Annotated in this window: 23 protein-coding genes and 3 pseudogenes; 23 read left to right on the forward strand and 3 right to left on the reverse strand. The window is 61.5% G+C overall.

The window, feature by feature from the left end; translation table 11 throughout:
- Positions 1 to 374 precede the first annotated feature (374 nt).
- Positions 375 to 1,535 carry an IS30 family transposase gene (locus tag HX812_RS28565; RefSeq protein ID WP_038845897.1) on the forward strand — a complete coding sequence of 387 codons (1,161 nt, stop codon included), beginning with the start codon at positions 375 to 377 and terminating at the stop codon, positions 1,533 to 1,535.
- A gap of 42 nt (positions 1,536 to 1,577) precedes the next feature.
- On the opposite strand, the gene norR is transcribed toward HX812_RS28565, so the two are convergent.
- Entirely contained in the window at positions 1,578 to 3,128 is a 1,551-nt protein-coding gene (gene norR / locus HX812_RS28570; protein WP_038845895.1) for a nitric oxide reductase transcriptional regulator NorR, read from the reverse strand.
- Between the two features lie 150 nt (positions 3,129 to 3,278).
- Here norR and HX812_RS28575 point away from each other — a divergent pair, with 150 nt between their 5' ends.
- The 4 genes from HX812_RS28575 to HX812_RS28590 are packed head-to-tail and all read left to right on the forward strand — an operon-like array spanning position 3,279 to position 6,307.
- Positions 3,279 to 3,641, forward strand: coding sequence for a hypothetical protein (locus HX812_RS28575; protein WP_038845893.1), 363 nt, complete (start codon positions 3,279 to 3,281; stop codon positions 3,639 to 3,641).
- Positions 3,642 to 3,650: 9 nt separating this feature from the next.
- Positions 3,651 to 4,832: an NO-inducible flavohemoprotein gene (hmpA, locus tag HX812_RS28580; protein ID WP_038845892.1), complete on the forward strand. Its 1,182-nt coding sequence runs from the start codon at positions 3,651 to 3,653 to the stop codon at positions 4,830 to 4,832.
- Positions 4,833 to 4,878: 46 nt separating this feature from the next.
- A complete protein-coding gene (locus HX812_RS28585; RefSeq protein ID WP_038845891.1) occupies positions 4,879 to 5,133 on the forward strand; it encodes a hypothetical protein in 255 nt (84 codons plus the stop codon).
- Positions 5,123 to 6,307 (forward strand): NnrS family protein, encoded by a 1,185-nt coding sequence (locus tag HX812_RS28590; RefSeq protein ID WP_050572420.1) that lies wholly within the window; start codon positions 5,123 to 5,125, stop codon positions 6,305 to 6,307. Before HX812_RS28585 ends, HX812_RS28590 begins: the two co-directional genes overlap by 11 nt.
- Positions 6,308 to 6,564: 257 nt before the next feature.
- Here HX812_RS28590 and HX812_RS28595 read toward each other — a convergent pair whose 3' ends face one another.
- Positions 6,565 to 6,816: a hypothetical protein gene (locus HX812_RS28595; protein WP_038845889.1), complete on the reverse strand. Its 252-nt coding sequence runs from the start codon at positions 6,814 to 6,816 to the stop codon at positions 6,565 to 6,567.
- 413 nt (positions 6,817 to 7,229) lie between these two features.
- On the opposite strand from HX812_RS28595, the gene HX812_RS32200 reads away from it, so the two are divergent.
- From HX812_RS32200 to HX812_RS32535, 18 genes and pseudogenes are all read left to right on the forward strand, one after another.
- The gene (locus HX812_RS32200) at positions 7,230 to 7,364 is read left to right on the forward strand and encodes a hypothetical protein (RefSeq protein ID WP_256353826.1); all 135 of its coding nucleotides are present in this window, start codon (positions 7,230 to 7,232) and stop codon (positions 7,362 to 7,364) included.
- A gap of 244 nt (positions 7,365 to 7,608) precedes the next feature.
- Positions 7,609 to 8,619 (forward strand): AraC family transcriptional regulator, encoded by a 1,011-nt coding sequence (locus tag HX812_RS28600; protein ID WP_038845887.1) that lies wholly within the window; start codon positions 7,609 to 7,611, stop codon positions 8,617 to 8,619.
- 402 nt (positions 8,620 to 9,021) lie between these two features.
- Positions 9,022 to 10,386, forward strand: a complete 1,365-nt coding sequence (locus tag HX812_RS28605) for a DUF1329 domain-containing protein (RefSeq protein WP_038845885.1) — start codon at positions 9,022 to 9,024, stop codon at positions 10,384 to 10,386.
- A 21-nt stretch (positions 10,387 to 10,407) separates the two neighbouring features.
- Complete coding sequence (locus HX812_RS28610; protein WP_038845883.1) at positions 10,408 to 12,261, forward strand: DUF1302 domain-containing protein; 1,854 nt, start codon at positions 10,408 to 10,410, stop codon at positions 12,259 to 12,261.
- Positions 12,262 to 12,328: 67 nt separating this feature from the next.
- On the forward strand, positions 12,329 to 14,689 hold the full coding sequence (locus HX812_RS28615; RefSeq protein ID WP_038845882.1) for an RND family transporter: 2,361 nt from the start codon (positions 12,329 to 12,331) through the stop codon (positions 14,687 to 14,689).
- 15 nt (positions 14,690 to 14,704) lie between these two features.
- Entirely contained in the window at positions 14,705 to 15,673 is a 969-nt protein-coding gene (locus HX812_RS28620; RefSeq protein ID WP_038845880.1) for a YCF48-related protein, read from the forward strand.
- A gap of 165 nt (positions 15,674 to 15,838) precedes the next feature.
- Positions 15,839 to 17,077 carry an amine dehydrogenase large subunit gene (locus HX812_RS28625; RefSeq protein ID WP_235165432.1) on the forward strand — a complete coding sequence of 413 codons (1,239 nt, stop codon included), beginning with the start codon at positions 15,839 to 15,841 and terminating at the stop codon, positions 17,075 to 17,077.
- Entirely contained in the window at positions 17,071 to 17,613 is a 543-nt protein-coding gene (locus HX812_RS28630; protein ID WP_038845878.1) for a MauE/DoxX family redox-associated membrane protein, read from the forward strand. The genes HX812_RS28625 and HX812_RS28630 overlap by 7 nt, the downstream gene beginning before the upstream one ends.
- A 5-nt stretch (positions 17,614 to 17,618) precedes the next feature.
- Positions 17,619 to 18,248 (forward strand): methylamine dehydrogenase accessory protein MauD, encoded by a 630-nt coding sequence (gene mauD / locus HX812_RS28635; protein ID WP_038845875.1) that lies wholly within the window; start codon positions 17,619 to 17,621, stop codon positions 18,246 to 18,248.
- Positions 18,249 to 18,256: 8 nt separating this feature from the next.
- Positions 18,257 to 18,769: a methylamine dehydrogenase light chain gene (locus HX812_RS28640; protein WP_371318434.1), complete on the forward strand. Its 513-nt coding sequence runs from the start codon at positions 18,257 to 18,259 to the stop codon at positions 18,767 to 18,769.
- A 4-nt stretch (positions 18,770 to 18,773) separates the two neighbouring features.
- Positions 18,774 to 19,244, forward strand: coding sequence for a hypothetical protein (locus HX812_RS28645; RefSeq protein ID WP_050572419.1), 471 nt, complete (start codon positions 18,774 to 18,776; stop codon positions 19,242 to 19,244).
- Entirely contained in the window at positions 19,228 to 19,854 is a 627-nt protein-coding gene (locus HX812_RS28650; protein ID WP_038845872.1) for a cytochrome c, read from the forward strand. The genes HX812_RS28645 and HX812_RS28650 overlap by 17 nt, the downstream gene beginning before the upstream one ends.
- Before the next feature lie 371 nt (positions 19,855 to 20,225).
- Positions 20,226 to 21,248: pseudogene (locus HX812_RS32520) on the forward strand (HAMP domain-containing protein); the annotation flags it as partial.
- Between the two features lie 261 nt (positions 21,249 to 21,509).
- Positions 21,510 to 22,103, forward strand: a pseudogene (locus HX812_RS32525) (methyl-accepting chemotaxis protein); the annotation flags it as partial.
- A gap of 73 nt (positions 22,104 to 22,176) precedes the next feature.
- The gene (locus HX812_RS28660) at positions 22,177 to 23,277 is read left to right on the forward strand and encodes a class II histone deacetylase (protein ID WP_038845870.1); all 1,101 of its coding nucleotides are present in this window, start codon (positions 22,177 to 22,179) and stop codon (positions 23,275 to 23,277) included.
- A 105-nt stretch (positions 23,278 to 23,382) separates the two neighbouring features.
- A complete protein-coding gene (locus tag HX812_RS32530) occupies positions 23,383 to 23,637 on the forward strand; it encodes a hypothetical protein (RefSeq protein WP_371318432.1) in 255 nt (84 codons plus the stop codon).
- Positions 23,638 to 23,652: 15 nt separating this feature from the next.
- Positions 23,653 to 24,834, forward strand: a pseudogene (locus HX812_RS28665) (sulfatase-like hydrolase/transferase); the annotation flags it as partial.
- Between the two features lie 119 nt (positions 24,835 to 24,953).
- A complete protein-coding gene (locus HX812_RS32535) occupies positions 24,954 to 25,115 on the forward strand; it encodes a DUF1254 domain-containing protein (RefSeq protein WP_372849966.1) in 162 nt (53 codons plus the stop codon).
- A gap of 184 nt (positions 25,116 to 25,299) precedes the next feature.
- Here the strand turns inward: HX812_RS32535 and HX812_RS28675 are convergent, their stop codons facing one another.
- Positions 25,300 to 26,730: an IS1182 family transposase gene (locus HX812_RS28675; RefSeq protein ID WP_038842495.1), complete on the reverse strand. Its 1,431-nt coding sequence runs from the start codon at positions 26,728 to 26,730 to the stop codon at positions 25,300 to 25,302.
- Positions 26,731 to 26,802 lie beyond the last annotated feature (72 nt).

The raw sequence follows: 26,802 nt of genomic DNA on the forward strand, positions 1-26,802 counted from the left end.
CTACTTCAGACCATCCCTAGCTCTATTTGTCTGAAAGTACAAAGAAGAGCAATTATCCATCCGTCACGGGAGGAGAAGTTTCGTTCAAAATGTCATTCCTATTTCGCGAACACCATAGAAGTGTCGCCACTTGGCAATGACCATTTTCACCCTCGGCCGGGTGCGTCGAATCCGAAAATACTGAAGAGCTTCAAATTAATAAAATCTAGGTCCTATATGGCGGATTGCAAACTGAGTCGACCCTAGTTTCGTTGATACCGATGAGCGTCCAGTGGTCGCCGAGTTGAGCCGGTCCTTAAAGGCAGCTTTGGGTTGTGGATTCAATCGATGGATGCAACACACTAGATTCTGTGTAGGCAGGAGGAGTGTTGCAGATGAAGCAAAGACCTCGGATCTATTACACCGAAAGCCAGAAAGCGCTGATGTGGGACCGCTGGAAGAGAGGCGACTCTCTCCAGCAAATCGCACAGCTGTTTGAGCGAAATCACTCATCGATACAACGCATTCTGGCCGAGACCGGTGGAATACGGCCGGCGGCACGCTGCCGCTCCAGGTTGGCGCTAACACTGGCCGAACGCGAAGAGATATCGCGGGCCGTCGTGGCGGGGAGTTCGATCCGGTCGATTGCAGCCTTACTCGGGCGAGCGCCATCCACCATTAGCCGCGAGATCAAACGCAACGGTGGCCAAAGATGCTATCGAGCCAATCAGGCTGACCTGGCTGCCTGGGACCGGGCACGGCGCCCCAAGACTTGTAAACTTGCTGAGAACCGAGCAGTGGCTCAGGTCGTGGCCGGCAAGCTCCAATTGCAGTGGTCGCCGGAGCAGATTGCTGGATGGTTGAGATGCGCATATCCAGGCGATACGAGCTATCAAGTGTCACACGAAACCATCTATCGCACCCTCTTCATCCAGGCCCGCGGGGCTCTGAAGAAGGAGCTTTTGGAACATTTGCGGCGTACGCGTGCAATGCGCCGTTCGCGCCATCACACGCAGAAAACGGGCAACCACGGCAGAATTATCGACACCGTTTCTATCAGCGAGCGTCCAGCCACGATTGAAGATCGCGCAGTACCTGGTCACTGGGAGGGTGATCTGCTGTGCGGCAGCAGGAACAGCCAGATCGCGACCCTCGTCGAGCGCCATACACGCTATGTGATGCTGGTTAAGGTCGCGGGTAAAGATACCGAGACGGTCATCAACGCGTTGATCAAAAACGCACGCACGTTGCCGCAGGAACTCTACCGATCACTGACCTGGGATCGAGGCAAAGAGATGGCCGACCATAAGCGCTTCACTGTGGCGACCGACATCAAGGTCTACTTTTGCGACCCGCAGAATCCTTGGCAACGTGGGACGAATGAAAATACGAATGGCCTATTGAGGCAGTACTTCCCCAAGGGAACCGACCTGTCTGCCTACTCGCAAGCCAAGCTCAATGCAGTGGCAAGGCTGTTAAATGAACGCCCACGGAAAACCCTAAACTACGAAACACCGGCTGAACGATTTAGCCAATCTGTTGCGTCGATCAGTTGAATCCACAGTCGACTCCTGCCATTCGTCAACATCAACCCCTAATCAGCGAATCCCCAGGCGCTTGGCCAGACGCGAGAGATTGGCCCGATCCACGCCCAGTTCACGTGCTACTTCCACCCACTTGCCTTGATGGCGTTCCAGCGCTTCGTTGATCAGGGTCTTCTGGTAGATATCCAGTGACTCCTTGAGGTCGGCGCCACGTTTGGTTGGCTCGCTGGTTGGCAGCGCCTGTTGTTGCTCGTCCTTAGTCTCATGATCCAGATCCAGCACGTTTTCTTCGATGGTCAGGATGCGGGGGCGTTCAGGTTGCGCGGACAAGGCCTTGAGCGCCGCACGACCGATCAGGTGTTCCAGTTCGCGCACGTTGCCCGGCCAGTGGTAGTCAAGCAGCGCCTTTTGCGTGCCAGGACTCATGCGCAGACTGCGCAAGCCGAGGCGGGCGCGGTTGTCCTCAAGGAAATATCCGGCTAGCAAGAGAATGTCGCGCCCTCGTTCGCGCAACGGTGGTACCACCAGCGGATAGACACTCAAGCGGTGGTAGAGGTCGGCGCGGAAACGCCCGGCGCGTACTTCCTCGGCGAGGTTGCGGTTGGTGGCGGCGATGATCCGCACATCGACCCGGTGCTCACGGTCGGAGCCGACCCGTTGCAATTGGCCGCTCTGCAATACCCGTAGCAACTTGGCCTGCACTGGCAGCGGCAGTTCGCCGACCTCATCGAGGAAGATCGAACCTCCGTCCGCCAGTTCGAACTTGCCGCTGCGCTCGCCCACGGCGCCGGAGAACGCGCCTTTCACATGGCCGAACAGTTCGCTCTCCACCAACATTTCCGGTAGCGCCGCGCAGTTGAGGCTTATCAATGGCTTCTGTGCCCTGGGCGAGTTGAGGTGAATGGCTTCGGCCACCAACTCCTTGCCGACTCCGGTTTCACCGGTGATTAGCACGGTGAGGGCGCTGTTGCCCACCAGCAGGATTTCTTGATGCAGGCGTTTATGGCTGGCGCTCTGGCCGATCAATTCCCGTGGCCGACGCCCGCCGGCGGCGCGTTTGTACACCTCGGTCAGTTGTCGCTGGTCCTCGACGTTGCGTGCCAGCAGATTGATCCGTTCGCTGGCCATCACGGTGGCGGCGGCCAGGCTGGCAAAGGCTTCGAGGTTGTCCAGGGCGACGCTGCCGAAGCTCGACGGGTCAAGGGAGTCGAGGGTGATCAGGCCCCAGGGCTTGTCCTGCAGGTAGAGCGGGCAGCCGAGGCAATCGTGCACTTCCAGATGACCCGGGTGGCCGTCTACCAGACCGTCATAGGGGTCGGGCAAACCGCAGTCGGTGGCGAAGCGGGTCGGTCCTTTGTTTTCCAGCAGCAGCTTCAGGCGCGGGTGTTCCTCGACCTTGAAGCGCCGGCCCAGGGTGTCGGGGCTCAGGCCTTCGACGGACAGCGGGATCAGCACATCGCCTTCCAGCTTCAGCAGCGCCACCGCGTCGCAGGGCAGCAGCTGCCGCAGGGAGTGCAGCAGGCGGCGATAACGTTCTTCATCGGGCAGTTCGCGAGATAAATCGGCCACCAGGGGAATTAGTGCGAGCAGCAACGGAGAGGTCATAACGACTCCTTCTTTGTCTTAATGACATCTATTTTGTGTTGTCGAATAGACGCGTTTTATTTTCATGTCATTGATATTTAACAAAATTAAATGTGGCACGATTAATGGAGTAACCCTTGCGAAACAACGCTATCACGCAAGGAGAACCTAATGAAATCGCTACCCGCAGTTTTCCTCCTGCTGTTGGCCACGCTGTTCCAGTCGGTGCAGGCCGCCGAGGTGCTGGCCGTGCAGAGCGACCACAAGGCCGGTCAGGTGTTCGGCGGCCTCGCTGGCGTGATGGCCGGCGCCGTCGCCGGTGGCCCGCTGGGCGCCATTGCCGGTGCAGCCCTCGGCGCCTTGTTGGGTGGCGAAGCGCAAGAAAGCGCCGGCCTCGGCGAAGCGTCCTATCGGGTCAAGACCGACAGTGGCACCGAGCAGGTCGTGCGTAGCCCCGGCACAGATTTTCAGCCTGGCGATCGGGTGCTGTTGCGCGCCAATCGCCTCATTTACCCCGAACAGCAAATCCACTAGGAGATACCCATGATCACGTCCCAACAACGCGCCCTGGTTAAAGCCACCGTCCCCCTGCTGGAAACCGGCGGCGAAGCGCTGACCAGGCACTTCTACGCCATGATGCTCAGCGAGTACCCCGAGGTCCGTCCGCTGTTCAACCAGGCTCACCAGGCCAGCGGCGACCAGCAACGGGCGCTGGCCAATGGCATCCTAATGTACGCCAAACACCTGGATCACCTGGAAGCGCTCGGCCCGCTGGCGGGCAAGATCGTCAACAAACACGTGTCCCTGCAGATCCTGCCGGAACACTACCCGATCGTCGGCACCTGCCTACTGCGCGCCATCCGTGAAGTGCTGGGCGCCGACATCGCCACCGACGAGGTGCTGGAGGCCTGGGGCGTCGCCTACGGCATTCTCGCCGACCTGCTGATCAACGCCGAGGAGGGCATGTACGCCGCCAACGCCGAGGCTCCGGGTGGCTGGCGCGGGTCGCGGACCTTTGTGCTGGTGCGCAAGGTTGCCGAGAGTGAGGAGATCGTCTCGTTCCACTTCGCCCCAGCCGACGGCAAGCCGGTCCTGGCCTACCAACCGGGCCAGTACATCACCTTGCTGCTGGACCTGGATGGCGAGCAGGCGCGTCGCAACTATTCGTTGTCGGCGTCCAGCAACGGCATCGAGTACCGCATTAGCGTCAAACGCGAGCCTGAAGGGCGGGTGTCCAACTTCTTGCACGACAAGCTGCAAGAGGGCGATCGCATCGAGATGTTCGCCCCGGCTGGTGATTTCGTTCTGCGCGAGTCGAGCAAACCCCTGGCGCTGATCACCGCCGGCGTTGGCATCACGCCGACCCTGTCGATGCTCGAAGCGGCCCAGGCCAGCGGCCGGGCGATCACCTTCATCCACTGCGCGCGCAATGGCGCCGTGCATGCTTTCCGCGACTGGATCGAAGAACACGTGAGCAGAAACCCGGCTCTTAAACGCTTCTTCTGCTACAGCGAGCCGCGCGAGACGGATCAGGGCGATGCCACCGGCTTCCTGACTCGCGAGCGTCTGGGCGAATGGCTGCCCCAGGACCGCGACCTGGATGTCTATTTCCTCGGTCCGAAACCCTTCATGGCGCAGGTGAAGAAACACTTGGGCGATCTGGGGGTGCCGGCCAGCCAATGCCATTACGAGTTCTTCGGCCCAGCCAGCGCGCTGGAGGCCTAATCCGCGCTTCAGGACGGGCGCTTACGAGCAAAGAGAGGTGATCAAGATGCTGCGTTATTTCGATTCGCCACTGCGGGTGCTGAGCCTGGGCAATAGCCTGTTGCTGCTCGGTCTGGGGGTGTTGCTGCTGGGCATCCTGCTGGCGTACTGGCTCGACCAGCGCCTGCCTTTGCTCGTGCTTGTCCTGGCACATGGCATGACCATTCTCGGTCCGACACTGATCAAGATTGGTTATGTGATGCGCCTGTTGTCCCAATACAAACTTGGCAATGATCGCGGGGTACTCGCCCATGCTTTCTGAAGTGCCTCGCGTCGGTTCCGGCCTACCGCTCTGGCGGCTGGCCTTCCGGCCCTTCTTTCTCGCTGGCGCGCTGTTCGCCGTCGCCACGATCACGCTCTGGGCCGCCTACCTGTACGGTTGGTTGCCGAGTTGGACTCCGGCTGGAGGGGGCGTGTCCTGGCACCGCCATGAGATGCCATTCGGCTTCGTCAGCGCCATCGTCGCCGGTTTTCTGCTGACCGCGGTGCAAACCTGGACGGGTAGGCCGGGCCTCTCGGGCAAGCCGCTGGTGGGGTTGTTCCTGCTCTGGCTGGTGGCGCGACTGGCCTGGTTCGTCGCCATGCCGGTGCCGCTGTTGGCACTGTTGCAACTGCCATTTCTGCCGGTGCTGGCCTGGCTGCTGGGTCGTCAGTTAATCGCGGTACGACAACGCCACAATTACCCGTTGATCCTGGTGCTGGCGCTGCTCGCCTCCTGCCAGCTGCTCAGCCTGTACGGCTTGGTCGGCGATAACGACGAGTTGCAGCGCCGTGGCGCCCTGGCCGCCCTGTGGATGATCGCGGCGTTGGTGGGGGTGATCGGTGGGCGAGTGATTCCGTTCTTCACTCAGCGTGGCCTGCAACGGCCCCAGCCCTTTGCCGCGCATCCACTCAAGGATCGTCTTGTCCTGCTGGCCTCGATCGCCATCGCCGTGCTGACCGCCGCCGGTTTGAATCAAAGCCCGTTGCCCTGGCTGGCGCCGCTGTTCCTGCTGGTGGCGATTCTGCACGGCTGGCGCCTGTGGCGCTGGCGAGATAGACGGATCTGGGCGGTGCCGTTGCTCTGGTCCCTGCACGTGGCCTATGGCTGGTTGCTGCTGGCGGCCTCGGGCATGGCGCTCTGGCACCTGGGCTGGTTGCCGCAGGCCAGCCTGGCCAGCCACGCGCTGGCGGTCGGAGCCATGGGCGGGTTGATTCTGGCGATGTTGGCGCGGGTCAGCCTCGGTCACACCGGTCGCCCATTGCAGCCGCCGGCGGCAATTAATCTGGCGTTTATCGCCTTGCATGCCGGGGCGTTCTGCCGTGTGGTGCTGACACCGCTGTGCAGCGCCGGCCTCTGGCTCTCGGCGTTGCTCTGGGTGCTCGCGTTTTCGATTTTTCTCTGGCATTACGCGCTGTTCTTTCTGCGGCCACGGGTGGATGGGTTGCCGGGCTGAAGCAGTACGGCCAACCGGCCGTCAAACGATCGCTGCGTATAGATATTCGAATGGCTGCGCCTGGCCGAGGCTGTGTAAAAACATTTTGAGCGCCGAGCACTGATCGTTTTATGATCAATTTCGGCGTTTCCTAACGAATTCTGAGCATCCCAACCCGGTCAAATTCCAAAGATTTCGCGTAGCAACGCCAATCACGAATTTCAGCGGGAGTTTTTACACAGCCTGGGCCGAAAGTGGACGCTGGCTTGCCCGTCACACTAGCTTCTTCTCACCTTGACGAAGTCGCCATCGATAAGATCGTCCACATCAAGATCCTGGGCACAGTTGTCGGAAATACTGAAGTGGTTCGGGATGAAGCTATGCTCGCGGACAGTGTTTTCCTTCACCCGCACGAAGAACGCTTTCAGGAAGTCGGGCAGCCCAAACGGCGACTCTTCGTGGCCGCTGCAGTAGCGGAATCCTGTGCGGCGACCTACCACGGCTGTTGCGCTGCTGGCGTGATCGCGCATTGTTGTTGATTGACCTCTGGCGGATTTTTCGTACTGATGAGTTGTGCCGCCTGCGCATCGAACACATCCAGGTCAGGCCGGGGGGAGGGTATGCAGCTATTCCTGCCCTGGAGCAAGGACGACCGCGACAACCAAGGTAAGACCTACCAGGCGCCTGCGCTAACCTGGCTATGTCCGGTGCAGACCTATAGCGCCTGGATCAGCGTGGCGGGCATTGCGCGTGGTCCGGTGTTTCGCAGTATCGACCGATGGGGCCGCCTGAGCGAGCAGGGGCTGCACTCGCACAGTATCACTCCGTTGTTGCGGTCTGTGTTGAAGGGCGCCGGGCGTCCACCGAGGTGTACGGCAGTCACTCGTTGCGGCAAGGCTTTGCCACATAGGCGACGCGCTGCGGTTGGGATCAGAAGTCCTTGATGAGTTATGCCGGCTGGCGCGATGCCAAGTCGGCATTGCGCTACGTCGCGGCGACAGGAAGCTTCGCAGGGCATCTGGAAGTGTTTGCCAGGCACTCGATTTCGGCGGGCGCCGTACCCTATGAGAACGGCTAGCTTAAAGTGTTGGTGAGGAAATTGGCCAGAAAGAACTGTTGGTGGCACGGAACCGAGAGATCGCTAGTTCGCAAAGGAGCTTACGCACGAAGGGGGTTAATCCACATCATGCCTAAGATACTTTGCAAAATATTTCATAGGCTCTAGGATGGCACCCAGCTAGGCCGGCTTCGGACATGGTCTACGCATAACAATAAATGAGTTGCCGTGCCCCGCACGGTTTTGAAGGTCGGCGCTGCCCTGCATGTCCACATCCCATACCCATACCATTTTTGCCGAGAATTTTTTTCGCTCGAATGCAGAGCTGTTTGTGCCTTTCCTGGCCGAAGTCGGCCTGGACGAGCGGATTCTGCATTCCCCGGAAGCGGAAATTCCGCTGGCCCGTTACGTCGAGTTATGGGAAATCCTCGGGCGCAAGGTAGAGCCTTCTATCGGCCTGCGAATTGGCATGCAGACTGGCAGCAGCGCTCTCGGTGCCTATGGTCACGCGGTACGCAGTGCTCCGACCATGGAGTTGGTGCTGCGCTGCCTGAGTCATTTCATTGTGGTGTTCAGCCAGGCCACGCGGGTGGATATGGCCGAGGATGCTCAGCGAGTCAGCCTTTCTTACCAGATCACCGACCCGGCGATAGTGCAGCGTCGCCAGGACGCCGAGTTCTCGCTCGGTATCGCCCTTAGCCTGTTGCGTGAAGTGACTCAGAATGCCGAACTAAAACCGCAGCGAGTGGATTTCGAGCATCCGGCTCCGACTGATCTGACGGCGTATCGCGAGCTGTTCCAGTGCCCGGTGCACTTCAACCAGCGGGACAATCGCCTGTATTTTCCCCGCGAATTGATGGACATGCCGGTGCGTACCGCTGACCCTCGGTTGTTCCAGGCGTTGGAGCCGTTCCTTGAGCAGCAGCGGCAGAGTAGGGCGGCAGCCACCGATCTGCTCAGCCGGCTCGGGCACCACATCGCCAGCACCTTGAGTAGTGGGGGAGCTAGCCTTGAACTGGTGGCGAAAAGCATGGGCATGGGCCCGCGTACCCTGCAGCGGCGGCTGGCGGACCATCAGGTCGAGTTCAGCCAGTTAGTCGAGGAGGTACGTCGTTCGCTGGCACAAGCCTATGTGACGCAGCCCGAATACAGCCTCACCGACATAGCCCTGTTGCTCGGTTATGCAGAGGCCAGTTCATTCAGCCGCGCCTTCCGACGTTGGACGCAGCTAACCCCGCAGCAATATCGCAAGCAGTCCCGTTCGTCTGTGGACTGATAACGCCGGGCTAGCAGCAGCGGTCAAGCATTCCGATGTGTATTGGCAAGCCTGTTTGCTCCCCGCGGTAGTTTCCCTTCTCCTTCCCCAGATGTGCAGGCCCAGGCATGTCCACGTCTCTGGCACCAGCGAGTTGCTGGTTCCCGGCAGTTGACGCCGGGTGTCATGAACTCTGACGTGAGTTGTCAAGCCCGCATCGATACCTCCATGTAGCTTTGCGCTTTGAGGTGGGCAATGACCTTTCCCGGCCGATGCCTGATTGCACGGCCGTTCTTTTGCCCTTGGCTTCGCCTGGCGCGCTAACCGCGCCTCGGTCGAACCGGCCTACGCCTGATCTGTACTCCGCCACAGTGCCTGGTGCTGTGGCGTTCCTGCATAAAAATTCCAATAGGAGTAAATCGCGTGGATAACCACTTCAAGCTATCCCTGCTGTGCAGTGCCTTGCTGGCGCTGTTCGGGATTTCCAGCGCCCAGGCGGCGACCTCGGCCGACCTGGCCAAGCTCGGCAACGAATTGACCCCCTTCGGTGCGGAAAAAGCCGGCAACGCCAGCGGCAGCATTCCAGCCTGGAACGGTGGTTTGACCCGGGCTCCGACCGGCTGGAAGCCGGGCCACGGCGACCCATACGCCAGCGACGAGCCGCTGTATTCCATCGATGCAAAGAATCTCGCCCAATACCAAGCGCAACTGCCGCCCGGCCAAGTTGAATTGATCAAGACTTACCCGGGCTACCGGCTGGACGTCTATCCGACCCATCGCAGCTGCACCTTCCCGGATCAAATTGCCCAGCGCACCAAGGAGTTCGCCGCGCAGAGCAAGATCGGCAGCGATGGCTGGCGCCTGGAACAGGCCGCTGGAGCCGCGATTCCCTTCCCGGTCCCGCAGAGCGGCATCGAGGTGATGTGGAACTACAAGCTGCGCTACATGGCCACGGGCCGGCGCGCGCAGTATTCCCTGCTGGTCCGCGAGAAGGGCGGGGCGCTGTCCGAATTCAAGCAATGGGCCAACGAGTATTACCCCTACAACGACCCGGCGGCCAAGAGCCCGGCCGATGTCGGCAATATCGGCGGCAAGCAGCTCTACGACGTGCTTACGCCATCCTCGCGTGCCGGCGAGATGTACCTGGTGCACGACTACCTGGATAAGCCACAGGACTCCTGGATCTACTTCCCCGGCCAGCGTCGCGTACGCCGCGCGCCGTCGTTCGCTTACGACAACCCGATCGCCGGCACCGACAGTCTGTACTTCGTCGACCAGATCAACATGTTCACCGGCGCGCTGGACCGCTATGACTTCAAGCTGGTCGGCAAACAGGAAATGGTCGTGCCGTACAACTCCTACAAGCTGGTCGACAAGGCCAACAAGTACGCGGACCTGATTGGTCAGGACTATCTCAATCGCGACGTGCAGCGCTACGAGCAGCACCGCGTCTGGGTAGTGGAAGCAACGGTGAAGTCGGACAAGCGCCACTCCTTTGCCAAGCGCGTGTTCTTCATCGATGAGGACAGCTGGGCTGTGCTGCATGTGGACATGTACGACGCCAAGGGCAACCTCTGGCGCGTGCAGGAGGGCAGCCTCTGGGCCAACCCGCAGACCCAGTCCTGCACCGGCTTCGAGTATGTGAGCTATGACCTGATCGCCCGACGCTATATCGCCGACGCCTTCACCCAGGAAGGCGAGGTGCTCGACCTGACCGCCGGACTCGAAGGGCGGGTCAGCGACAAGATGTTCAACTCCAACGAACTGCGTCGCCGCGGCGAACGCTGAGTCCGGTCAAAGGAAAAGCTCATGCACAATAAAAACAAAGGCGCGGCCCTCGCCGCGCCGGGCTTCTCGCGCACGAAAAACAGCCTGGCCCTGGCGGTGATGGCCGCCTCCAGCTTGGTGTGGATGGAGCCGAGCCATGCGTTCCGTTTCGGCTCGGAAGAGGGGATCTCCGGTAGTCTGGACTCGTCGCTGTCCTACGGTTTCGCCCAGCGCCTGGAATCGCGCGACTGCCATATCCTCGGCGGCGACAGCGGCGGCTGTAACAACGGTGCCGACACCGAACTCGGTCAGTTCTACAACCTGAGCAAAGGCAATGGCTACGCCAATGCCGATATCAACTACACCAACGCCGACGACGGCAACCTCAACTACAACAAGCACGATGTGTTCTCCGAGGTGCTCAAGGGCACCCACGAGCTGAGCCTGAAGTACGGTGACGGTTGGAGCGCACTCGGCCGGGTCAGCTGGGCGAAAGACTTCAAGATGGACAACACCCGGCGCACCGAACTGGATAACGACGCCAAGCGTGAAGCCACCGAGCGCCTCGACCTGCTCGACCTGTGGGTGGCGAAAAGCTTCGACCTTGGCGAGATGCCGGCCAAGGTCAAGGTCGGCAATCAGGTGATCAGTTGGGGCGAAGAGATCTTTGTGACCGGCGGGATCAACCAGATCAACGCCATCAGCCTGCCGAAGTACCACACGCCCGGTACCCAACTGAAGGAGGTGTTCATTCCGGCGCCGATGGCCTCGTTCAACGTCGGGCTGACCGATACCCTCAACCTCGAGGCCTACTACCAGTTCAAGTGGAACGCCTACGGCATCGACCCGGTGGGCACCTACTTCTCGACCGCCGACGTGGTGGGCGAGGGCAACCGGCCGATCTACTACTCGACCAGTTATGTCGACGGCATCCTCGGCGCCGGCACTTGCGCGGCGATCACGCCGACAGGCCATTGCGGCGAGCCGCTGATCAGCGGCCTGGACGACGCCACCCTGATTGCCAACGGCCTGGCGATTCCCTATGGCGGTGAGCGCGAAGCGAAGGACAGCGGCCAGTACGGCATAGCCCTGCGCTGGACGGCAGAGCAGATCGAGACCGAGTTCGGCTTCTTCTACCAGCGCTACCACGACAAGCTGCCGTTCGTTGGCTACACCGCGATCAGCAACCCCGATGCACTGGTGGTCGACAACTACTTCATCAATTACGGCGAAGACAAGGATCTGTTCGGCCTGTCGATGAACACCATGGTTGGCCCCGTGGCGGTCGCCGGCGAGCTGTCGTACCGGCCCAACGACAGCGTCGGCATCGACCCGACGGTGCCGTTCGGTGCGGCCTTCACCGGTCAGTTCAACGAATTCAGCGTGTTCGATGCCGGCGTTCACAACGGCTTCATCGAAGAGAAGAAGTGGCAGCTCGACGTGAACGCCATTTACACCTTCTCGGCCAGCGATCCGCTGGGCTTCATCCCCGCCAGCCTGGGCGCTTCCGATGGCTTCTTGCTGGCCGAGGCGGTGGTTACCCACTACCCGGATCTGGATACCTCGGGCGAGACGCCGTACTTCCTGCCCGACTACTCGCTGCCGGACAAGACCTCTTGGGGCTATGTCACCGAGGTGGGCATCAACTACCCGAACGCCTTCGGCACGGGCATCACCATCACTCCGCAACTGGACTTCGCGCATGACGTCAATGGCACTACGCCGAACGCGCTGCCGTTCGTCGAGGGGCGCAAATCGCTGACCAGCTCACTGTTGTTCAACTACCGCGACCGCTGGAAGGGCGGCCTGCAGTGGGTGCAGTACTGGGGCGGTGGCGACAACAACCTGGTGGCTGACCGTGACTTCCTGAGCGGCAACATTTCCTACTCGTTCTGACCGCAGGAGCAGGACGGGTTATCCCGTCCTGCGTTCTTCGCTTCGTAATATCTGGAAGGGTGTGATCATGCTGGCTTCCCTGGTGCTCGGTCTCGAGCGCTTCTTTTTCCGTCATCGTCTGGCCACTCTCGGCGTGCTCGCCGCCATCACTCTGGTGATGGGAGCGTTCGCCGCGCGCTTGGAGATGTCGGCCGGTTTCGACAAGCAGCTGCCGCAGCAGCACGAATTCATCAAGACCTTCAACCAGTACCGCGACGTGCTATTCGGTGCCAACCGCATCATCGTCGTGCTGCACGCCAAGAGTGGCGACATCTGGAACAAGGAAGCGCTGACCAAACTCTACGACCTGACCCAGACCCTGTTTTTCATGCCCGGCGTCGACCGCCGCACCGTGACCTCGCTGTGGACGCCGAACACCCGCGCGGTGCAGATCACCGAGGAGGGCATGAAGGCCGAGGACGTGGTCGGTGGCGATGTCACCGTCGGCACCCTGAACGACCAGGCCATCGTCGGTATTCGCGAGCGCACCATCATCGGCGGCTTCGTCGGCAGCCTGGTGGCCAACGATTACTCCGGCGCCATGGTGGTGGCCGAACTGGCCGACCCCGATCCACAGACCGGCAAGCGTCTGAACTACCTGGAATTCAGCCAGCGCCTGGAAGATCAGGTGCGCGCCAAGTACGGTGACGACAAATACGAGGTGCAGATCATCGGCTTCGCCAAGCAGATGGGCGACATCGGCGCTGGCGCCACCTCGGTGATGGGCTTCTTCGCCCTGGCCTTCCTGCTCACCGTGCTGGCGGTGTACTGGTATACCCGCTCCTGGGCGCTGACCTTCCTGCCGCTATGCTGTTCACTGGTCTCGGTGGTCTGGCAGTTCGGCACCATCACGCTGCTCGGCTTCGGTCTCGATCCGCTGGCGATCCTGGTGCCGTTCCTAGTGTTCGCCATCGGCGTGTCGCATGGTGTGCAGCAGGTCAACTTCATTTCCAAGGAAGTCTGCGCCGGCACCAATGGCATGACCGCCGCTCGGCGCAGCTTCAGCGGCCTGCTGATTCCCGGCACGCTGGCGCTGATCACCGCCTTCGTCGGCTTCGCCACCCTGGTGCTGGTGCCGATCCCGATGATCCGCGAACTGGCGATCACCGCCTCGGTCGGCGTGGCCTACAAGATCATCACCAACCTGATCATGCTGCCGGTGCTGGCCAGCTACTTCAGCTACGACAAAGCCTACGTGGCGCGCGTCGAGTGCCTGCGTCACTGGCGCGACGGCGCCATGCAGACCCTCGGCCGTCTCGCCGAAACCCGCAACGCGGCCATCGGTGCCGTGTTGTGCCTGGTGTTGCTGGTCATTGCTGTGTGGCAGAGCCAGGGCCGGCATGTCGGCCACGTACTGCCGGGCGCGCCCGAGCTGCACATCGATTCGCGCTACAACCAGGATGTGAACAGCGTGGTCAGCCACTTCGGCCTCGGTCTCGACCTGTTCACCGTGGCGGTGGAAACGCCGAAGAACGGCTGCTACCAACACGACGTTATGGCCTACGTCGATCGCCTGACCTGGTACCTGAGCAACGTGCCGGGCGTGTTGTCGGCACAATCGCTGCCGGCGCTGACCAAGCTCTCGGCCTCCGGGGTCAACGAGGGCAATCCGAAATGGGCGGCGCTGCCGGTGGACGAGTTGACGATCGGCGAAGCAGTGCGCCAGGTGCCCGAAGGGCTACGGCTGTACAACGCCGACTGCACCTTGCTGCCGATCAACCTGTACCTGGCCGACCACAAGGCCAGCACCCTGAAAGCCGTGGTGGAAGCGGTGCAGCAGTACCGCGCCGATCACCGCATGGACGGCGTCACCGTGCGCCTGGCCAGTGGTAACGCCGGGGTGCAGGCAGCGACCAACGAGATCGTCGAGACCTCCGAGCTGCCGATGATGCTCTACGTCTACCTGACCATCGTCCTGCTGGTGTTCCTGGTCTACCGCGATTGGCGGGCGATGGTCGCCTGCTGCGTGCCGCTGACCCTGGCTACCTTCCTCGGCTACTGGTTCATGAAGGAGCTGGACATCGGCCTGACCGTCGCCACCTTGCCGGTGATGGTGCTCGCCGTCGGCATCGGCGTGGATTACGCCTTCTACATCTATAACCGTCTGCAACTGCATCTGGCCGAAGGGCAGGACATCGTCAGCGCCTTCAAGCTGGCGCTGCGCGAGGTCGGCGTGGCGACCATCTTCACCGCCATCACCTTGTCCATCGGCGTCGCCACCTGGTCGTTCTCGGCGCTGAAGTTCCAGGCCGACATGGGCCTGCTGCTGACCTTCATGTTCATGGTCAACATGCTCATGGCGATCACCCTGCTGCCGGCCATCGCAGTGATGCTGGACGTGCTGATTCCGCGTCGGGGGCCAGTTCGCGCGCCCCTGATCGCGCACTGATTGGAGGGACGCGAGATGTCCAAGAAAGACTTCACCCCCTTGCGCCTGCTCCTGGCGACTGCCTTGCTGGCGGGCGCCGGCTTGGTCCTCAGCGGCCATGCCGCCGAGCCGGCCCCGGCCATGCGTCTGGCTCAAGCTCAACAGGCGCCGCTGATTGCGGTGGGGCACGCCGGCCAACGGCTGGTTGCCGTCGGCGATCACGGCGTGATTGTGCGCTCCGCCGACGGCCAACACTGGCAGCAGGCCAAGAGCGTGCCGGTGGACAGCCTGCTTACAGCGCTGAGCTTCGTCGATGAGCGCAGCGGTTGGGCCGTCGGCCATGGCGGCGTGCTCCTGCACAGCGTTGATGGCGGCGAGACGTGGGCCCTGCAACAGCGCCTTGAAGAAGAACCGGTGCTGCTCTCGGTGTGGTTCGAGAACGCCCGTCACGGCATCGTCGTCGGTGCCTACGGCTATGTCAGCGAGACCCACGACGGCGGCCAGAGCTGGCAGCGTCTGAGCGTCAGCGCGGAGGGCGACGACTACCACCTGAACCAGATATTCGCCGGGCCGGACGGCAGCCTGTTCATCGCCGCCGAGGCGGGCAATGCCTACCGCTCACGCGACAACGGCGCGACCTGGGAAGCGCTGGACACCGGCGCCAGCGGCTCGCTGTGGAGCGGCACCACGCTGCGCGACGGCCGCGTGCTGCTGGTCGGCATGAGCGGGCGCGTGCTGCTCAGCGAAGATCGCGGTGATTCCTGGCAAGAGTTGGACAGTGGCAGCGAGGAGGCGATTACCGCTGTGGAGCAGTTGGTTGATGGCCGCGTGGCGCTGGTCGGCAATGGCGGGTTAGTGAGCATCGCCGATGCCGGCCTGCAGCACTTTCGCGCCGAGGTTCGTGCCGACCGTTTGAACCTCTCCGCGTTGGCACCACTGGCTGATGGTCGACTAGTGGTGCTCAGTGCGCAGGGCGTGCTGCAGCAGGACCAGTCGGTGCGCTAAGCAGCTTGGGATCTGGCGCCGCGAATGTTGCTTGCGCTGGCGTGTCACCAGATGTCCGGGAATCTGTCGCGCGGTGGCAAGCCGGCGGAAGCTCCGATTTTTACACTCCGAACTGTTGTTCAGGTGTCACCTGGCAACTTCCTTTAAGCGATTGGTGTGAAATCGATGGAAGCCCTTTTTATGCTGATGCGTCCGGTCCGATATCTGCTGTGCTGCGGTCTGTCGTTAACCGCTTTGGCCATGCCTGCCGTGGCGCAGATCCAGCCGGAGCAGGCCTATGTCGAAACTCTCGGCGACCATAAGGACCAGAACTGGTTCTGGGTGTGGGGCAACAACGCGCCGAACATGGTCGATGGTCGCGCCTTTCTGTTCGATGACCAAGGCAAGAATCTCGGCCAGCTGAGCACCGGGATGTGGTTCAACAGCCTGGTGCCTTCGCACAAGCGCGATGAGCTATACGCCACCGAGACCTATTTCAGTCGCGGCACCCGTGGCACTCGCTCGGACATGATCACCGTCTACGACGCCAAGACGCTCAGCCCCAAGCGTGAGATCCAGATTCCCTCCAAACGCATGACTTCATTGATCAGTACCGGTCTGAGCGTGCTGTCGGATGACGAGCGTTTCCTGCTGGTCCACAACTTCACCCCCGCACAATCGATTTCTGTCGTCGATCTGGAGAGCAACCGCTTCGTCGGTGAGGTGGGCACGCCCGGTTGCGCCTCGATCTACCCGGCTGGTCCGCGCGACTTTTATTCCATTTGCGGCAACGGCGGCTTCCTCCATCTGCGGCTGGACGAGCATGGCCGAGTCAGCCTACAGGAGCGCAGCGCGCCGCTATTCGATCCGGTCAAGGACCTGCTGCTCACCACCGCCTCGCGCCAGGGCGACACCTGGTACTTCGTCTCGCAGCAAAACCACGCCTACGGTGTGCAGATGAATGCCGACGACATCAAGGTCGCCAAGCAGTGGTCGCTGCTCAGCGATGACGAGCGTGCCGACGGCTGGGGCATCGCCGGCAACCAGGGCACCGCGCTGCATGAACAGAGTGACCGGCTGTTCGTGTTGATGCACCAGGACAAGCCGGAGAACTATCAGAAGCCAGGCACCGAAGTCTGGGTCTATGACGTGAAGACCCAGAAGAAAATCGCCCAGATCGAACTCAAGGAGCAGAGCACCGCCATCGGTGTTAGCCAGGGCGAGGAGCCACGGCTCTACAGCGTCGACTGGATTGTGCCAATGCCGTTCCTGTTCACCACCTGGATCTACCTCACCGAGGGCGAGGCTGGCCTGATGCCGCTGCTGCGCCAAGGTATCAACCTGTATGACGCAGACAGCGGCGAGCATCTGCGCAGCATCGGCGATATGCCACTGGGCTACATGAATGTGGTGCAGCCATGGTGATCGCCTATCTCCATGACCCGCTCGTGCACCTGGCATCGAGCCTGGGTCTGGCCGCGCTGCTGGGTGGCGCGGCGCTGCACAAGTTGCGTGATCGGCAGCACTTTACCCAGGTACTGAGCAACTATCGCCTGCTGCCTACCCGGCTGACTGGGATGCTGGCGCTGGCGTTGCCGCTGCTCGAACTGTTGGCCGCCGTGGGCCTGTTGCTGAGTACATGGCAGCCGCTGGCCGCTGGACTTGCCGCTGGCCTGCTGGCGCTCTATGCCGGCGTGCTGGCCGTAAGTGTGCGGCGTGGCACGCCCATCGATGACTGCGGCTGCCACTTCGGCAGCCGGCGCCAGGCGCCAAGTGCGGCCCTGGTCTGGCGCAATGTGCTGCTGACCCTGTTGGCGCTGAACCTGACGGTGCCGATGCTCGCGCGTCCGCTGAATTGGTTCGATGTCGTCACCTTGGGTTTCGCGCTGCTCGCCGGCGCGTCCCTTTATCTGCTGGCGAATGTCCTTATCGCCACCCGTACTTCCCTGCGAGAGCTGTGACTCCTATGAATCATGCCCTGATTATTTCCAGCATTTTCGGATGGCTGGCGACCCTAGGCCTCGCCGTCGCCGTGTGGGCCCTGGCTCGCCAGATCGGCCTGTTGCACGAGCGCATCAAACCAGTCGGAGCTCTGTCTCTGGGCAAGGCGATCAAGGCTGGCGAAACCGCGCCGAGGTTCACTCTGCCGAGCCTTACCGGCGGCTCAGTGAGCCTGGGTGGCGTCAATCCCCTTGGCCAGTCCACCTTGCTGTTCTTCCTCTCCGAGACCTGCCCGGTGTGCAAGACCCTGCTTCCGGTGCTCAAGTCGATCCGCACCCAGGAGCGTGCTCGCGTGCGCGTGGTCCTGGCCAGTGATGGCGATGCTGCGCTGCACCAAACGTTCATCGACACTCATCGGCTGCAAGGCTTTCCCTACCTGCTGTCGCAGGAGGTCGGCATGGCCTACCAGATCAGCAAGCTGCCCTATGGCGTGCTGATTGACGCCGCGGGAACCGTGGTCACCCACGGCCTGATCAACACCCGCGAACACCTGGAGAGCCTCTTCGAGGCCCAGGCTTTGGGTTACGCGTCGATGCAGGCCTATCAGGCCGCTCAATCCATAAGCGACAACTCCCTCTACAAGAAGGTGCACTAAGCATGGCGATCAGATGGTTAGATGAGGCCGCCGAGCTACTGACCCGGAAAACCGCCCGGACTACCTCACGCCGCAGTTTCCTCGGCGGTCTGGGAACGCTGCTGGTTGGCGCCGGGGCCGCCACGCTACTGCCGGTGTATCGCAATTCGGCGTTCGGCCAGACGACCGTTGCCGAAGAGGGCGACCCGAACAGCTGCGACTACTGGCGACACTGCGCGATCGACGGTTTCCTCTGCGGCTGCTGCGGCGGCTCGTCGAATAGCTGCCCACCGGGCACCGTGCGCTCGGATATCACCTGGATTGGCACCTGTCGCAACCCCACGGACGGCAAGGACTACGTCATCTCTTACAACGACTGTTGCGGTAAGTCGAACTGCGGCCGCTGCATCTGCCAGCGTGACGAGGGCGACACGCCTGTCTATCGGCCCCAGAGTTCCAACGACATCAACTGGTGCTCCGGCAGCCAGGCCGACATGCCCTATCACTGCTCGTTGTCGGTGGTGATCGGAGTGAAGGAGTAAGGCCATGTCGGCGCGGATTTTTTTCGCCAGCACTCTGGCACTGCTGACTCTGGTATCGGCCGCTTCGCTGTCGGCCACCGAGCAGCGCCAGTTCGACTACATGGTCAACTGCCAGGGCTGCCATCTGCCCGACGGCAGCGGCAGTCCCGACCGTCAGGTGCCGTCCTTTACCGGCCATTTGGGCAAGTTCCTCAGCGTTTCCGGTGGCCGCGAGTACCTGGTGCAAGTGCCAGGCTCGGCGCTATCTGGTTTGTCCGACGAGCGCCTGGCGGGGGTATTGAACTGGATGCTTGGGGCGTTCAGCGCCGAGCAATTGCCTGCCGATTTCAAACCTTATACCGGCGCGGAGATCCGCCTGTGGCGGGAACATTCACCGGTCAATATCGATCAGGTTCGCAACGAGCTGCTGGAACGCATCGCCCTCCAAGAAGAACAACAACGCACTGGAACGCATCCGCATGAAGATAAGCATTAGTTTCGGCCTGTTTTTGCTCGCCGCCTCCATCACGGCGCAAGCCGCCGAAGCAACCCCACCAGCGCAGTTAGCCACCTGCAGCGCTTGCCATGGCGCGAAGGGTGAAGGCAATGCCGTGCTCGCCGCTCCGCGCCTGGCCGGCCAGCAGGCCAGCTATCTGGCCCAGCAATTGCGCAACCTGAAAGCCGGCAAGCGCGGCTATGACCCGCAGGACCAGGCGGGTGCGCAAATGCGTACGGTCGCCTCGACCCTCAGCAGTGCGGAGATCGACCAACTCGCCGAGCACTACGCCGCCCAACGGCTGCCGTTGACGCCCGCCGTAACAGTGGCTGACAGGAAGCAAGGGGAGGCGCTGTATCAAAGCACCTGCGCCGTCTGTCACGGCCCGAATGCCGAAGGTTATGCACACCTGAAGACACCGAACCTGCGGATCCTCGGCGACGGGTACATCGACAAGCAGTTGACCAACTACGTGCGCGGCCTGCGCGGTAGCGATTCACATGCGGACCAGTTGGGCGTCTGGATGCGCGGCATTTCCATGCAGATCGACGAGGCCGTCGGGCGGCAGTCGATCATCGGTTACATCGGCAGCCTGCCAGCGAATCCGTAAGCCGGCCGGGCGCTGGCAGGCGTCCGTGGCGAAAGAGGTGTAGGGCACCGACAGGCCGCGTTGCTCCCGGACGCGGGAGCCAAGAGGCGCGGCCAGTCGTCTTCACGAAAGGAATGGAAGCTATGTTCGAGTGGTTCTCCCGGTTGTCGCTACGGGCCAAGTTGGTGCTATTCAACGGTCTGTTGCTGGCTCTGATCACCCTGGCCCTGGTGGCCCTCGGGGTCACCTCGGCGCTGCGCGGTCAGCGCCTGGTGGCCGAACGCATTGAGCCTTTCGTGCTCGGTGCGGTGCAAGGGCGGCTGAGCGAGGCACTGGCCGGCGAGCTGGCGCAAATCGGCGACAGCTTCCAGTCGCTCCACGCCCTCGGCGAGATGCTCTCCCATCAGGTCGCCAGCCATATCGAATTGGCCAAGGAGCAGGGACTGTACGCAGAGGAACGGGTCGCACTGGATCGCGACGTGCAGACCGCCCTGGAAGTCAGCCGTGACAGCTATGCGGTCTATGCCGTGCTTGAGCCGAATGCCTTCGACGGCGCCGATGCCGCGTTCGGCGGGCGCAGCGAGGAGGCCAGCAACGAGAACGGCCGGCTCGCCACCTTCTGGTCGCGCGATGTCCAGGGCAAGCCGAACCATGCTGTGGTCAGCGAGGCGCAGCTCACCGATAAGCAGACCAACCACTGGTACCGTTGCGCCCTGGAGCGCAATGCCCTTTGCGTCCTGGAGCCTTACAACTACGACTTTCCCGAGGGCAGCGTGGTAGTCAGCACCATTGCCGTGCCGGTGCAGGTGGACGGCAAGGCGGTGGGGATGGTCGGCTTCGACATGCGTCTGGACTTTATCCAGAAGCTGCTGGAACAAGCCAACCGGCGCCTATTCGATGGCCGTGGTGAATTATTGCTGGCCTCCGAGGAGGGAGTGATTGCCGGCTATAGCGGTGCGCCGCAGCGGGTCGGTACGCCGTTGGCCGAGGCCGATGGCCTCGACCTGCAACAGTTGCGCGAGCGCCTTAAGAACGGTCATTCGCAACTGGAAGTGCTTGCGGATGGACGCCTTCAACTGATCCTGCCGACCTCTTTGGCCAGCGGCAGCACCTGGATGGTGATCTACCGCGTCGACCAAGCCATCGCCAGCGCCGACGCGCTGACTCTGTATGCCGACCTGGAGGCAAGCGCGCACAAGACCGGTTGGCGCCAGGCAATCGTGGCGACGCTGATCGCCGGCCTGGCGTTGCTGCTGATGGCCTGGTTATGTCGCCGCGCGCTGGAACCGCTGCTGCGCATGCGCAGTTTGATGGAGGACCTGGCCAAGGGGGATGGGGATCTGTCGGTGAGTCTGCCGGTACTGGGCCAGGACGAGGTCGGCGCGCTGGCGGCTAGCGTCAACCGCTTCGTCGCCCGTCTGCGCGAGTTGTTGTTGGAGGTACGCAACTCGCAGCGTCAGGTTGGTGAGCGCTCCCAAGCCAGCTTCGAACTGGGCCGCGCTTCGGCCGAACGGCTCGGTCGCCAGCATGGCGATATCGACCAGGTGGCGACTGCGATCAACCAAATGGCCGCCTCGGTGGACGAGATCGCCCGCAATGCGGCGACCACCGCGGCCGCCGCCCAGCGCTCGCACGGCGCGGCGCGGCAGAGCGGCACGGTGATCCAGCAGGGCGCCGCCGAGGTGCGTCGGCTGGCCGAGGAAATCGGCCAGGTACAGCGGATCACCAGCGAGCTGGACGTGGAATCGGCACGCATCGCCGAGATCATGGTGCTGATCCGTGGCGTCGCCGAACAGACCAACCTGCTCGCGCTCAACGCCGCCATCGAGGCGGCGCGGGCCGGCGAGCACGGCCGTGGCTTCGCTGTGGTCGCCGACGAGGTACGCGCCCTGGCGGCGCGCACCCAGCAGTCCACCGCCGATATCGAAACCATCGTCGAGACCATCCAGCAGGGTACCCAGCGTGCGGTGGCGGCCATCGCCCGCAGCCGCGAGCACCTCAGCGGCAGCGTGGCGCAGGCCGATGCGGCCGAACTGGCGCTCGAAGGCATAGTCGGCGCGGCGGGGGAGATTTCCGACCTGGCCACGCAGATCGCCGCCGCGGTGGAGCAGCAGAGCGCGGTCACCGACGAGCTGAACCGCAACATTTCCTCCATCGGCCAGATGGCCGTGGAGCTCAGCGACTTGGCCCAGGCCGGCGAGCGCGAGCAGGCCGAGGTGGCAGCCCAGATGGACGTGCTCGGTCAGCAGATCGGCCGCTTCCGGCTCTGAGTGAGGTTTTCCCTTCTCCCACAAATGGGGAGGGGAGTTGTAGCAAGTGTGTTCAACCAACAGGGAGTTACCCATGAAGACTGGTTTTGTTTGGCATGAGCGTTACATGTGGCATGACAACGGCAGCGCAGCGGTGGTGGTGCCGACCCAGGGGCAATACCAGCCCGATGTGCACCTCGAGAACCCTGAGACCAAACGGCGCCTGAAAAATCTGCTGGACGGCTACGGCATCACCCGCCAGCTGCTGGACCTGGAGCCCGAGCCTGTGTCGCTGGAAACCCTCAGCCGGGTGCATTCGCCGGCCTATATCGCCAAGGTCCGCGCGCTCAGCAGCGGCACCGGCGGTTCTGCCGGCGAGTTCGCCCTGGTTGGCCCGGGCAGTTACGAGATCGCCTTGCTGTCCGCCGGCGGCGCGCTGTGCGCAATGCGCGCGGTACTCGACGGCGAATGCCGCAACGCCTACGCCCTGTGCCGGCCGCCAGGACACCATGCCGAACCGGAACAAGGCATGGGCTTTTGCCTGTTCAACAACGTGGCCGTGGCCATCGAGCAGGTCCGCGCAGAAGGGCGGGTCAAGCGCGTGGCCGTGATCGACTGGGATGTGCATCACGGCAACGGCGCCGAGGCGATTTTCTTCGACAACCCGGATGTGCTGACCATTTCTGTGCACCAGGAGGGGCTCTATCCGCTCGGTCGCGGCGGCAGCGAGGTGACTGGCGGCGAACGCGCTCCCGGCTCGAACCTGAATATTCCCTTGCCAGCCGGCGCCGGCAGCGGCGCCTATCAGTACGCATTCGAGCAATTGGTGATCCAGGCTCTGCAAGGCTTCCGCCCGGAATTGATCGTGATCGCCTGCGGTTTCGATGCGGCCGGTCTGGACCCAATGGGGCGAATGCAGTTGTCCTCCAGCAGCTTCCGCTGGATGACCGAGCAATTGCTGGCTCAGGCGGAACAGCTCTGTGGTGGGCGTCTGGTTGCCATTCACGAAGGCGGCTATTCGGCGTCTTATGTGCCGTTCTGCGGCGCGGCGGTGATCGAGGCGCTGAGCGGTATTCAGTCCGGCTTGGTCGATCCAGTCGGTTTCGTTCTCGATGCCCAGCCCGGTCAGGTGCTGAATGCCGACCAGCGCCAGCGCGTCGATGCCATTCGTGGCGAGCATCCGCTGTTTCAGTGAGACGGACGCAACCTTGACATCGCATTGCGATGTCAAGGTTTAGACGGCGCTACCATTTCTGAGACGTACTGCTGCGGTCTATCCAAGTCTGCAAGGGAGCAAAGCGTGAACAGCTCAATCGTGCAAAGAAGAAGGCTGGGTTTGCTTGGCTGCGGCCTACTATCCGTGGGTCTTGGCGCAATGCTGAATGTGGCTTCGACACAGGCCGCCGAGCAACCCAACATCGTGGTGGTGATGGTCGATAACTACGGCTGGGGTGAGCCCGGTGTGTATGGGGGCGGCGCGCTACGTGGCGCACCGACGCCGAGGATCGACCAGCTGGCCGCCGAAGGTATTCGCCTGCAGAACTTCAACGTCTAGGCGCAGTGTACGCCGAGCCGTTCGGCCTTCATGACCGGCCGCCATCCAATCCGTTCGGGAACGACCAAGGTGCTGTGGGGCATGCTTTACGGCTTGGTGGGCTGGGAGCGGACAATTGCCGAGCTGCTCTCCGACAGGGGTTATTCCACCGGAATGTTTGGCAAATGGCACCTGGGCGTCAGCCCGGGCCGTTATCCCACCGACCAGGGCTTCGATGAGTGGTACGGCATTCCCAACACCTCCGACGAGTCCGAATACACCACGCAGTTCCAGTATGACCCCAAGGTCGGCACCCATCCGGTGATCATGCAGGCCCGCAAGGGCGAGACGCCGCAAACTGTGGAGGACTACGACCTGCCGGCGCGGCGCGAGATCGATGCCGAACTGGTCAAGCGTTCCATCGACTTCATGGAGCGCAGCGTCAAGGCTGACAAACCGTTCTTCGCGTTCGTACCGCTGACCCAGCCGCACCTGCCGACACTGCCGCACCTGGATTTCGACGGCAAAACCGGTGAGGGGCCGTATGCCGACGTGCTGGCCGAGATCGACCACCGCACCGGCCAACTGCTGGAAGCCGTCGACCGTCTGAAAATTCGCGACAACACCCTGTTCATCTTCACCTCGGACAACGGCCCGGAACGCACTGAGACTTGGTATGGCAGCGCCGGGCCCTGGCGCGGGGAGTACTTCACCATCCTCGAGGGTTCATTGCGGGTGCCGCTCATCATGCGCTGGCCGGGCAAGGTGGAGGCGGGCAGGGTGAGCAACGAGATGGTGCACATGGTCGACATGCTTCCGACTCTCGCCCGCGTCGGCGGAGCCGAGGTCCCGGCGGACAGAAAGATCGATGGCGTCGATGCGCTCGATTTCTTCACCGGCAAGCAAGCCAAGTCCAACCGCGAAGGCTTCCCTGCGTTCAATGGCGAGGAGTTGTATGGCTACAAATGGCGCAACTGGAAGATGCATCTGTGGGAGCTGAACGATATGTATGACATACCGAAGAAGCTCAACGTGCCGCGCCTTTACCACCTGATTCAGGACCCCAAGGAACAGTTCGACATCGTCGCGAAAAACACCTGGGTACTACCGGTGGTGACAAAGCGAATTGTTAGGTTCAACAAGTCGCTGGTCGAGGAGCCGCCAATCCGCCTGGGTACGCCTGAGCCTTATAGTCCAGTCAAGCCGGCCGGGCAGTAGATTGTCAGTTTGGCTATCTACCCAGGACTGTTGAACTGACAGATTAAGAGCGTATATCCGGGCCAGCGCGCGCTTTCGTTTTGCTAGATCAGTCCGCTGGCCTTGGTTGCTACGGCCGCTTGGGCGCGGCTATCGATTTTGAGTTTGCAGTCTATGGGCAAACCTTTCTCGACCTGAGCAAGGAGCCCGTGGTGTTCCAGCTACTCGATATCGGCACACGCTCATGGGTATTGCATTGCATGGACGACTACAGCGTCTGCGCTATCGATTCAGGGACGTGATCGATGTCCGCTTTTGGCCCAGAGTGTGTAAAAACGCAGCCAGCGTTTCGTAATCTACGGATTGTTAGTTTTCGGTGGACTAGAGGCCTGTACAGGCTTCTAACCTATCGAATTGGCCTTGTGGGTCTATTCCGCAAAGAACCCGCTGTACCCACTCAGAACGCCGATAAAAAGGCCACAAGCCTTAGGCCTTGATTGCCTTCATCAAGGCATCACTACCCAAAATCTTCATGACCCGTTTCAAGTTGTAGGCGAGCACATGCAAGCTCATTTCGGTACTGACTCGATGCAGCGTCCTGGTCAGGAAATGGGTAGCGCCCATCCAGTATTTGAGCGTCCCAAACGGATGCTCAACGGTTTGTCGGCGGACGCGCATCATCTCCGGTGCATGATCCAGGCGGCTCTGCATCTTTTCCAAAACGGCTTCATGTTCCCAGCGTCTGACACGCCGTTCGTTGCTGGGCGTGCATTGCGCTTTCAGTTCACAGCTCTGGCACGCCGAGCTCCAGTAGCAATGCATCGACAGTCCCTTTTCAACGCTGGAGAAACGCCAAATCAAGCGCTGCCCTGCTGGGCAGCTGTACTCGTTGGTTTCTGCGTTGTAAGTGAAGTCATCTTTGTTAAATCGCCCCGCAGCTTTGGCTCCGGAGGTCATGGGTTTCGGTACATGTACGGCGATGTCCGCCTCATGGCACGCCAGAATTTCCTCACTCTTGAAGTAACCCCTGTCTGCTACTACCGAGAGCGTTTCTGAACCCATAGCCTGTCGCGCCTGCTTAGCCATGGAGCTGAGTTGGTCTCGATCAGACCCGACGTTCGTCACTTCATGTGCCACGATCAAGTGGTGCTTGGCATCCACTGCGGTTTGGACGTTATAGCCAACCATGCCGGTGCCCCGGGTCATCATTGAGCGAGCATCAGGATCGGTCAGGGAAATCTGTTTGTCTGGTGTTTCGTTCAGCCTTACCTCGATCTCCTTGAGCTCTTGCATGCGAGCTTTCAAGGCCGTGATTTTCTCTTGCAGCCGCGCAGCTTTAGGTTGCGCAACTGAGGGTTCTTGCCGATCGGCTGTATCGAGTGCAGTCAGATAGCGATTGATGCTCGATTCAATTTCTTCCATCCGCCGCTGAAGCTTGGCGCTGGTGAAGTTCCGGTCGCGGTTGTTGACCGCCTTGAACTTGCTGCCATCAATGGCGACCAGGGTTTCCGCGAACAGCCCGAGCTGCTGACACAGCACCACGAATTGACGGCAGACGCCGCGAATCGCCTTGCCATTATCTTTTCGGAAGTTGGCGATGGTCTTGAAATCAGGCATCAAGCGTCCGGTCAGCCACATGAGTTCGACGTTGCGCTGAGCCTCGCGCTCAAGTCGGCGACTGGACTGAATGCGGTTGAGGTAACCGTAGATATAGATCTTCAGCAGGATCGCCGGATGGTAGGAAGGTCGGCCTGTTTCTGCCGGAATGATGCCTTCAAAACCCAGCTTGCCCAGGTCGAGCTCATCGACGAAAACATCGACCACTCGCACCGGATTGGTATCGGCAACATAGTCGTCGAGGCTATCCGGCAACAAGGTACTTTGAGCTCGACTTTCACCTTGGATGAAGCGCTTCATGGGCAAGCCCTGCGATGAAATCCTGAGAAATCATAGCAAGGCTTTGCTAAGACGTTTTTACACACTCTGGGC

It is taken from the genome of Pseudomonas sp. IPO3749 (assembly GCF_013386605.1).
GTDB classification, from domain to species: domain Bacteria; phylum Pseudomonadota; class Gammaproteobacteria; order Pseudomonadales; family Pseudomonadaceae; genus Aquipseudomonas; species Aquipseudomonas azotoformans_A.